The organism is Catenibacterium sp. AM22-6LB (assembly GCF_003435615.1).
GTDB lineage: Bacteria > Bacillota_I > Bacilli_A > Erysipelotrichales > Coprobacillaceae > Catenibacterium > Catenibacterium mitsuoka_A.
In genome coordinates this window covers 1-3,352 of sequence record NZ_QTUM01000097.1, presented here as the reverse complement: position 1 = coordinate 3,352, position 3,352 = coordinate 1, and the positions used below count along the sequence as shown (strand labels likewise).

The 3,352-nt window shown below is 34.1% G+C and carries 1 protein-coding gene; it reads left to right on the top strand.

What is annotated here, in order from left to right; all coding sequences use genetic code 11:
• The first annotated feature begins 145 nt into the window (after window positions 1–145).
• A complete protein-coding gene (locus tag DW269_RS12255) occupies window positions 146–3,262 on the top strand; it encodes a SpaA isopeptide-forming pilin-related protein (RefSeq protein ID WP_117460279.1) in 3,117 nt (1,038 codons plus the stop codon).
• Window positions 3,263–3,352: the final 90 nt, after the last annotated feature.

The window sequence follows — 3,352 nt, the reverse complement described above, 5'->3', positions numbered from 1 at the left end:
GCTTGCCCGGTGGTGTGAGAGGACGAAAATAATTTTAATTATTTTCTCCTACTCGATTGACTCCAATTACAGTCATTGGACTGTTTTATATAGATTCTCTCATGACATATATATGTCTTTTTTATTTAGTGGAAAGGGAAACAAGATGAATATTGTAAGAAGAATAGGTGCTGTTCTATTATCATTACTTATGATATTAGGAATCACTACACAAAGTGTCAGTGCAGCATCCTATAAAATGGAATGGCATGGTAAATCTACTGCATATGGCAGTACTGTAGGTAATTTCACAATTGATGGAAGAAGAGCCTGGTGTATAGAACATAAGAAAACAACCCCATCGAATCAGACAATGTCAGGTGATTTTTATACAAGCACAGAACCTAAATATGCGAATATACGTAAGATTATGTATTATGGATGGTTTGGTTATCAAACATGGGACGGTATGAATGGATTAAATGATGATGAAAAGAATGTCATTATGTCCATGGCGCTTTCTCATGCTTATTCTAATACATCACTTAAAAAAGGTAAGATTGCTGATTTCTATAATTATGCAACTTCTAAACCTGATCCTTTGAATCAGAATAATCTTTTATTTAGTAAGAATGATTTAAGTACTTACTATGATCCAAATGCGAGAGTACAGAAATCAGAATCAGTCAGACTCAATGGTCCTAATGGATATCATATTACTATTAGTACTGGTACAAATAAAGCAAAGGTCGTCAATGAAACAAGAAACCAGTCAGGTGAAACAGTAGATATCTATGGTGGAGATATAATGCATTATGAAGCAGATGCGTCTTATACAGGTCCAGTCTATTCTGGTTATAAGTCAGGAGGTTTCACATTTGCGCCATTAATTATTCATAATGGCAATGATAAATACCAGCATATTAGTACTTGGTATACACTTCCTCCAGAAGTCACTACATTTGCGAATGCACAGTTCCAGGCAGTGATTGGAAGATTAAAGCTTAGAAAGACAGATGTAGGTGGAAAACTATTAGATGGTGCCATTTTCCATGTGACTGGTAATAACTTCAATCAGGATGTAAAAGTCACAAATGGTGAAATAGTACTTGATAACTTATTAGTAGGTGAATATACCATTACTGAAAAGAATGCCCCTCATGGATATTTAGTGAATACAGCGACATTTAGCACAACAGTTAATCCAGGAGAAACATCAGAAGTCACTATAACTGATGAAGCCCCTACAGGACAAATTCTTATTAAGAAATCTGATGCAGATGGACTTGTACAAGGTGAAGCGTCATTAGAAGGTGCTGAATATACAGTATATAACTCAGAAAATAAAGAAGTAGGTAAGATCATGACTGATAAGACAGGTCGTGGTCAATTAAATAATCTTGTATTAGGTATTTATACAGTAAAAGAAACAAAAGCTCCTGTAGGTTATAACTTAGATCCTCAAACTTATACAGTAGAACTTACTTATAAGGATCAGACAACTTCTATTGTATGGAATCATGTCGAATCTCAAGATAAAGTAAAAGTAGGACAAATTGAAATACTAAAGACTGATACAAATAATCAATCATTAAAGGGTGGAGAATTTGGTATTTATGCGAATAATGATATGTATATCGGTCATACCCTTTATAAGAAAGGTCAGCTTGTGATGTCTATTAAGACAAATGACAAAGGTATCGCAAAATCTGGTGATTTACCATATGGTTCATATTATGTAAAAGAATTATCTGCACCAGATCAAGAAGATGGTAATAAAGAAAATTTTGTCTTATCTGATGAAACACAATATGTTAAGATCACTGGCGATAAGCTGTTCTCTATGACTTTTATAGATACGACTGTTACTGCATCTAAGAAAGATATTGCAGGCACAGATGAAATCAAAGGTGCAAAGATGCAGGTCACAGATATGAATGGAAAGATTATTGATACATGGACTTCTACCAATAAGCCTCATTCAATCAAAGGATTAACTGAAGGACATGACTATATCTTAACTGAAATCACAGCACCTAATGGTTTTGTGAAAGCTGAATCTATCAAGTTTACTGTATCTAAAGAAAAGAAGAATCAAGCAGTTGTAATGAAAGATAAGCAGGTTAAGATTTCTAAGACAGATTTAACTGGTAAGAAGGAAGTAGTAGGTGCTCATCTAGAAGTAAGAGATGAATTTAATAAAGTTGTAGATTCATGGACTTCAAGTGAAGAAGCACATTATGTAAGTGGACTTGAAGAAGGAAAGAAATATACACTTATTGAAACAACAGCCCCAGATGGTTATATTAAGGCTGAATCTATCACATTCACTGTATCTCATGAGAAGAAGAATGAAGCATATGTAATGAAGGATGGACAGATTACAGTTTCAAAGAAAACAATCACTGGTGAAGAAGAATTAGAAGGCGCACAACTAGAAGTAAGAGATGAATCAAATAATGTAGTAGATTCATGGACTTCTACTCATGTTCCTCATTATGTCAGTGGACTAGAAGAAGGTCAAACTTATACACTTATTGAAACAACAGCGCCAGATGGTTATGTCAAAGCAGAATCTATCACATTTACAGTTTCTAACGAAAATCAGGAAGTTGTGATGAAAGATGCTGAAATTACTATTGATAAGGTAGATGAAGAAACAGAAGAACCTGTATTAGATGCCCAGTTCTCTGTGTTTGATATGGAAGGAAATCTCATTGATCAATGGATCACTGATGGTAAAGCCCATGCAGTGAGTCATCTAGAAGCAGGTAAAGAATATATTCTTAAGGAAACAAAGACACCTAGAGGATATCAAACAGTCACAGATACTACATTTACTGTTTCTGGGGAAGAAGACCTATCTTTAGAAATCAAAGAAAAGCCAGTATTAGTAAATATTCAGGTGAATAAGGTGGATGCAAAGACAAAACAATTAATCAAGGATAAAGACTTTGAATTCACACTTTACAAAGATCCTGATTGTATTTATAGTATGGCTGCTGCCTCTTCAAAAGATGGTAGTGCAACATTTAAAGATTTAAGATATGGTACATACTATATCAAAGAAACAAAAGCACCATTTGGCTACCATTTATCTACAGAAGTTAAGAAGGTCGTCATTGATGAAAATGTGAAGGGTGATACATATACATTTGATTATGAGAATACACCAATAGAAATCATTCAAACAGGTGATCCAACAAATCTATTAATGATAATTGGTTTAGGTTTAGTCTCAATGATTTCTATTATTTTCATTCTTATTAAGAAAGAAAGCTAATATTTAGGACTGGAGAAATTTCTCTCCAGTCTTTTGTGCGACAGGCAGTCGCTTATATGTCATGTCAACAGGGGCATGACATTTTCTACT

Bases quoted from the DNA above. Each gene is read 5' to 3' on its own strand.
- DW269_RS12255 (WP_117460279.1), top strand. From the start codon at position 146: ATGAATATTGTAAGAAGAATAGGTGCTGTTCTATTATCATTACTTATG.